The sequence below is a fragment of the Kitasatospora sp. NPDC059462 genome, from assembly GCF_042749955.1.
Taxonomy (GTDB): domain Bacteria; phylum Actinomycetota; class Actinomycetes; order Streptomycetales; family Streptomycetaceae; genus Kitasatospora.
Map to the genome: position 1 here is coordinate 24,979 of NZ_JBHYUU010000094.1, position 6,905 is coordinate 31,883.

General features: G+C 72.4%; 5 protein-coding genes. All 5 read right to left on the reverse strand.

Annotated features, from left to right (window positions below; translation table 11 throughout):
• Positions 1–26: 26 nt before the first annotated feature.
• Positions 27–1,163: a phosphate ABC transporter substrate-binding protein PstS gene (gene pstS, locus ACFXAM_RS22775; RefSeq protein ID WP_380294031.1), complete on the reverse strand. Its 1,137-nt coding sequence runs from the start codon at positions 1,161–1,163 to the stop codon at positions 27–29.
• A 244-nt stretch (positions 1,164–1,407) separates the two neighbouring features.
• Entirely contained in the window at positions 1,408–1,926 is a 519-nt protein-coding gene (locus ACFXAM_RS22780; protein ID WP_380294033.1) for an NUDIX hydrolase, read from the reverse strand.
• A gap of 16 nt (positions 1,927–1,942) precedes the next feature.
• Positions 1,943–3,031 (reverse strand): CHAD domain-containing protein, encoded by a 1,089-nt coding sequence (locus ACFXAM_RS22785; protein WP_380294035.1) that lies wholly within the window; start codon positions 3,029–3,031, stop codon positions 1,943–1,945.
• A 240-nt stretch (positions 3,032–3,271) separates the two neighbouring features.
• Positions 3,272–5,449, reverse strand: coding sequence for an RNA degradosome polyphosphate kinase (locus ACFXAM_RS22790; RefSeq protein WP_380294039.1), 2,178 nt, complete (start codon positions 5,447–5,449; stop codon positions 3,272–3,274).
• Positions 5,450–5,785: 336 nt separating this feature from the next.
• A complete protein-coding gene (gene mshD, locus ACFXAM_RS22795; RefSeq protein WP_380294037.1) occupies positions 5,786–6,787 on the reverse strand; it encodes a mycothiol synthase in 1,002 nt (333 codons plus the stop codon).
• Positions 6,788–6,905: the final 118 nt, after the last annotated feature.

A 6,905-nucleotide genomic window follows, 5' to 3' on the forward strand; every position in this document is an offset into this window, starting at 1 on the left:
GCCGCCCCAGCGGAGGTCCTACTGCGTCAGGCGAGCGAGCCGATGGCCGTGTTGACCTTGTCGGTCAGCGACTTCGGCAGCGGCACGTAGCCGCCGTCGCCGATCGCCTTCTGGCCCGCGTCACTGGCGGAGTAGGCCAGGAAGGCCTTCAGGGTGTCGAGGGTGTCGGCCTTGTTGCCCTTGTCGCAGGCGATCTCGTAGGTGACCAGGACCAGCGGGTAGGAGCCCTCGTCCTTGGTCGCGTAGTCGAGGGTCAGCGCCAGGTCGCTGCCGGTGCCGGCGATCTGCGCCTTGGCGAAGGTGTTGGCGGCGTTGGCGGCGGTGGCCTCGACCGGCTTGGAGGCGCCGGTGCTGATCGCGGCGCTCTTCAGGTTGTTGGTCTGCGCGTAGGAGAGCTCGGCGTAGCTGATCGAGTTCTTGACCTGCTTCACCTGGGCCGAGACACCGGCCGAACCGTTGGCGCCCTGGCCGTTCTTGCCCGCCCAGGCCTTGCTGGGCGGGTAGGCCCAGGCGCCGCCCGAGGTCTTGGCGAGGTACTTGGTCAGGTTCTCGTTGGTGCCCGAGTCGTCGGTGCGGTGGAAGGTCTGGATGTCGGCGTCCGGCAGCTTGGCGCTCGGGTTCAGCGCGACGATCGCCGGGTCGTTCCACTTGGTGATCTGCGAGTCGAAGATCTTCGCGATCGTCGGGCCGTCCAGGACCAGGTTGTCGACGCCGTCCACGTTGTAGACGATCGAGATCAGGCCCGCGACGAGCGGCAGGTTGATGCCCTGGCCACCGGTGCAGACGGCCTTGCTGGCGTCGACCTCGGCCGGCTTCAGCGCCGAGTCCGAACCGGCGAACTGGATCTTGCCCTGGTTGAACTGCTGGATACCGGCGCCGGAGCCGCCGCCACCGTAGTTGATGGTGGCGCCCTTGCAGGCCGCCTCGAAGTTGTTCTTCAGGATGTCGATCGCGTTGCCCTGCGCGGTGGAACCCGCGGCGACCAGCGCGGTCGGCTTGGAGCCACAGTTGATCGCGGCGGCCGCCGCGGAGCCGGAACCGCTGGGGGCCGTGGCGTTGTTGCCGTTATCGTCCGAGCCGCAGGCGGCGAGCGACAGCGAGCTGACGAGCGCCATGGCACCGATCGCGAGGGCCTTGGAGCGGCCGTTCCGCTGGAGCTTCACAGGGTGTCCCTTTCTGTGGCATTGCCCGGCGCACGAGCCCTGCCGGGCAGGGCGAAGCGCGGGTTTTGCTGAGGTCCGGGGCCCGTTCGGCCCGCCGGTGACACCGAAGTTAGGCCGGGTAGGTGACGCGTCAGCCGGTCGGAAGTGAACGGGGAGTGAACCTCGAACGGATGACAGGAAACTACGTCAGGTAGTAACGGTTGCGTCACGGCAAGAGCGCAGGGAGATCACTTCCACTGTTCCTTCACGTCTCCCGGCCCCGCAACCGCACCGGTCGGGCACCCAGCAGCTCCAGCAGCGCGTCGACCAGCCCCCGGTCCTGCTCCCGGGTCAACCGCGCCCGCGCCTTCCCCGCCGGCAGCCACTCCAGACGGTCCACCTCGCGGTTCGGCCGGAACTCCCCTTCCGTCGGCACCGCCGCCCAGTACCGGACCTCCTTCGGCCGGCCCTGCGCCAGGTAGTGCTGGGTCGGCAGCTCCGCCCCCAGCACGCAGCCGAACCCCGTCTCCTCCCGCACCTCGCGCAGCGCCGCCTCGACGACGCCCTCGCCCTGGTGCAGCTTCCCCTTCGGCAGGCTCCAGTCGTCGTACTTCGGCCGGTGGATCACCGCGATCCGCGGCCGCCCCAGCCGGCCGCTCTTCTTCGGACGGCCCGGCAGCCAGAGCACCGCTCCCGCCGCCAGCACCACCGGCCCGCCGGACACCGCCCGGCCGGCCGTCGTCCGGACGGGCCGCGCCCCCGAACGCCGGCCGTCCTCCGGCACCGGCCGCCCGCCCACCTCAGACCGTCCGCGATTCCGCCGCCGACCCCCAGCCCTCGGCCGGCGGCAGCTCCAGCCAGGCCTCCGCCCCCGGCGGCAGCTCCGGCCACCGCCGCCCGAAGGCGTACCGCGCCGCCTCCACCTCCAGCCGCTGGTCCGCGTGCACCACGCCCAGCACGTACGCCGTCGCCGGGGTGATCCGGGGCGTGCGGGCCGCCGTCGCCGCCGTCACCGCCGCCTCCGAGGCCTCCTGGTGCCGCAGCAGCACCCGGTCCAGCTCGTCCAGCACCGCCGACGGCCGCCCGCACACCTCCAGCGCGTACCGGGCCCGCTTCACCAGCACCCGGGTCCGGTGCCACGGGGCGTCGTCCGCCGCCAGCGCCGCGTCCGCGTCCAGGGCGCCCCGCGCGCTCGGCACCGCCCCCAGCCGGCGCAGACCGTCCCCGCCGTACGGCGTCGACGCCCGCTGCAGCGGCAGCTGCTGGACGCTCACCGCCAGCGCCCCGAACGCGGCCGCCGCCTGCGGCACCAGCACCGCCCCCGCCCGGCCGTCCGCCGACGGGGCCAGCGGCGCGTCCGCCACCAGCAGGGTCATCCGGTCCGCCAGCGCGTGCAGCCGCGCCGAGCGCAGCTCCTGCAGCACCGAGGAGTGCGCCCTGGTCCGGGCCAGGGTCAGCTGCCGGTCCAGCAGTGCCCGCGCCTTCGGCGCCCCCGCGTGGCCGGCCAGCATGCCCGGCCCCTCCGCCTCGCTGCCGCTCAGCCCGTCCAGCGCGCCCAGCAGCCGGGCCGAGCGCCGTACGTACCCCGGCTCCAGCGCCAGCAGGTTCAGCAGCCAGGCCAGCTCGGTCCGCGACTCCTGCCCCCAGACCGGCTCGAAGGAGGCGGAGAAGGTGGTCAGCAGCCCGTTGATCCGCCGTACCGCCCGCAGCAGGTCGGCGGTGCCCTCCGAGGGGACGACGGACGCCGCACCCGGTCTCGCACCGACCTCGCCCACCGCCAGCGGCAGAGCACGCAGGAACGCGCCCGCCAGGGCGGTGAGATGGCTGGAGAGGATGTCCCCGGCGGTCGCGGTGGAGGCCGCCCGGTCCGTCATCGGCGCATCGGTCATGGCTAGGTAGATCCCCGTTCCCCCGGGGCCGTCCCCGGGGCTGGTGGCCGACCGCTCAGCGGGTCCCTGCCGCTCAGCGGCTCGCGTCGGTGGGTCGCGCGGGCGCGTCGTCGAGTCTCGTTCCGTCGTGTCCCCCGGCGGCGTGGCCCGCACCGGTCGGTCCGGTGCGGGCCCGCCGCGCGGCGTCGCGGCGCACGTCGTCACGTCTGGCGTCAGCGGGGTCGTGGCGGCGACCTGCCGTCATCGGGCGGTGACGGCCCGGCGACGCTGACGCGAGTCGATGAGCAGGTCCTGGACGTGCCGCAGCTGCTTGCCGTCGGCGTCCTGGGCGTGCCGGGTCCAGGACCCGTCCGCCCCGAGGTGCCAGGACTCCGTCTCGTCCGACATGCCGAGGTCGAGCAGTCCGGACAGCTCGGCCCGGTGCGCCGGGTCGGTGATCCGCAGCAGCGCCTCGATCCGGCGGTCCAGGTTGCGGTGCATCATGTCGGCGCTGCCGATCCACACCTCCGGATCGCCGTTGTTGCCGAAGACGAAGATCCGCGAATGCTCCAGGAAGCGCCCCAGGATGCTGCGCACCCGGACGTTCTCGCTCAGCCCCGGCACCCCCGGCCGGATCGCGCAGATGCCGCGCACCCACACGTCCACCGGCACCCCGGCCTGCGAGGCCCGGTACAGCGCGTCGATCACGGCCTCGTCGACGATCGAGTTGACCTTGAGCTTCACGTGCGCCGGGCGGCCGGCGCGGTGGTTGGCGATCTCGTTGTGGATCCGCGCCACCAGGCCGTCGCGCAGTCCGCGCGGGGCGGTCAGCAGCCGGCGGTAGGACTCGCGGCGCGAGTAGCCGGAGAGCCGGTTGAAGAGGTCCGAGAGGTCCGCGCCGACCTGCGGGTCCGAGGTCAGCAGACCGAGGTCCTCGTACAGCCGGGCCGTCTTGGGGTGGTAGTTGCCGGTGCCGACGTGCGAGTACCGGCGCAGGGTGTCGCCCTCCTGGCGGACCACCAGCGACAGCTTGCAGTGCGTCTTCAGGCCGACCAGGCCGTAGACCACGTGGCAGCCGGCCTCCTCCAGCTTGCGGGCCCACTTGATGTTGGCCTGCTCGTCGAAGCGGGCCTTGATCTCGACCAGCACCAGCACCTGCTTGCCGGACTCCGCCGCGTCGATCAGCGCGTCGACGATCGGCGAGTCACCGGAGGTCCGGTAGAGCGTCTGCTTGATCGCCAGCACGTCCGGGTCGGCCGCGGCCTGTTCCAGGAAGGCCTGCACCGAGGTGGAGAAGCTGTCGTACGGGTGGTGCAGCAGCACGTCCCGCTCGCGCATCGCGGCGAAGATGTCGGGCTGCGACGCCGACTCCACGTCGGTCAGGCCGCGCGCGGTGCCCGCCACGAACTTCGGGTACTTCAGCTCCGGCCGGTCCAGCCCGGCGATGCCGAACAGTCCGGTGAGGTCCAGCGGGCCGGGCAGCGGGAAGACCTCCGCCTCGGTGATGTTCAGCTCCCGCACCAGCAGGTCCAGGATGTAGGGGTCGATCGACTCCTCGACCTCCAGCCGCACCGGCGGGCCGAAGCGCCGCCGCATCAGCTCCTTCTCCAGGGCCTTGAGGATGTTCTCGGTGTCGTCCTCCTCCACCTCCAGGTCCTCGTTGCGGGTGACCCGGAAGGCGTGGTGGGCGAGCACCTCCATCCCCGGGAAGAGCTCCTCCAGGTGGGCGCCCATGACGTCCTCCAGCGGCACGTACCGCTGCGGGGAGGCCTCCAGGAAGCGCGCGAGCGACTGCGGCACCTTCACCCGGGCGAAGTGCTTGTGCCCGGAGACCGGGTTGCGCACGACGACCGCCAGGTTCAGCGAGAGCCCCGATATGTAGGGGAAGGGGTGCGCCGGGTCCACCGCCAGCGGGGTGAGCACCGGGAAGATCTTCTGCCGGAACAGGGTGTGCAGCCGCGCCTGCTCCTTCTCCGCCAGCTCGGACCAGCGCACCACCTCGATCCCCTCGGCGGCGAGGTCCGGCAGCACCTCCTGCTGGAACGCGGCGGCGTGGCGGGCCATCAGCTCGCGCGAGCGGGTCCAGATGAGGTCCAGCACCTCGCGCGGCTGGAGCCCGGACGCGCTGCGCTGGGCGACGCCGGTGGCGATCCGGCGCTTCAGGCCGGCCACGCGCACCATGAAGAACTCGTCGAGGTTGCTGGCGAAGATCGCCAGGAACTTGGCGCGCTCCAGCAGGGGGATCCCCGGATCCTCCGCCAGCTCCAGCACGCGTTCGTTGAACGCGAGCCAGCTGCGCTCACGGTCCAGGAAACGGCCCTGCGGCAGTTCCTCCAGGTCCTGCTCGTCGGTGACCGTCAGTTCCGGCGGTATCCCGAGCGCGCTGGACATCCGCGCGGGTGGGGACAGCGGGGCAGGGACGGGGCGGGGGATGCTCATGGGCTCCAGCTCCTCCAGCAGGACGGCGTCCGGACGCGAAATGCTTTTCGGGCCGTCGCCCTCGCCCATCACCGACGCCCAACCACCCGGTGCGGTCGTCACAGAACCGGTCGACACGTGCCGGCCGATGCTGCACGAGCGAGACACTACGGACTTCATCCTGTGATCTTCGCGGCATTAATTGAATCCACGGTAAACACCGCATGGCCAGGAGGAAAGCTGAGGCGGTCAGGGCCGGGGCGACAGGCGCACGCCCGTTGCCCCGGCCCCGTTTTCTCCGCTAGGCGGCGCCGGGGCGCCCGATCCGCGCGGTCACCCTCGGTCACCGGAGGGCGGTCACCGGGAATTCGGCTGCTCGACCGCGGCGCGATACATCAAATCGACTTCGTGGACGGTGAATCCGAGCCTTTCGTACACCCGCACCGCCGCCGGATTGTCCGCGTCGACATAGAGCAGCACGGTCTCCAGACCGCGTTCGCCGGCTGCGGCGTCACCGCCCGTCAGGTGGCGCAGGCCGGCCGCGGTCAGCGCCCGGCCGAGACCGCTGCCCTGCTCGGCCGGATCGACGCCGACCACGTAGACCTCGCCAAGCGCGGGCCCGGTCGCGGTCGCCGGGTGGACCTTCGTCCAGTGGAAGCCGACCGGCTTGCCGTCCCGGGTCGCGAGGAAGAAGCCGGCCGGGTCGAACCAGGGCTCGGCCAGCCGGTCGGCCAGGTCGCGCTCGGTCCAGGCACCCTGCTCCGGGTGGTGGGCGAAGGCGAGGGCGTTCAGCCGGAGCCACTCGGCGTCGTCCGCACCGGGCCGGAACGTCCGCAGCTCGATCCCCTCCGGAAGCGGGACGGCCTCGGTCTGCGGCCCGGTGCGGCGCATCTGCCGCAGCTCACGGACCAGCTCGGCGCCGTACCGCTCGGCCAGGTGCCGGGCCGCCGGGTGTCCGCCGTGCACCCAGAAGTCGACGTGTCCCCGGCCCGCCCGCCCCGCCTCGGTGAGTACGGCGTCCACCAGCGGCCGTCCGTGGCCCCGGCCGCGGGCGGCCGGCGCCACGACGAGCTCGGCGGACGGATGGGCGCTGCCGCTCTCGGGGACCTCCAGCTGGCCGTAGCCGACGGCGTCGGCACCGGCGTCCGTGCCGGTGGTTTCGAGGAGGTGGGTCACCCCGGTCCGCGCCGTCTCCGAGGAGCGCAGGCGCAGGCGCCCCTGCTCGGACACGGCCTCCCGGCCGTCGACGCCCTGGGCGTCCGCCAGGATCCGCAGGGCCGCGTCCCGCTGTGCCGGCCGCAGTACGTCGGAGGCGAGAACCGTGGTCGCGTCGCCCGTTGTTGCCGTTCCATCGTCCATGCCCCGACGATACGTCAACGGACAACGCAAAGAACCCCCGCCGGAATACCGGCGGGGGTTCTTCTCAAAATTTGTTCGGCGGCGTCCTACTCTCCCACAGGGTCCCCCCTGCAGTACC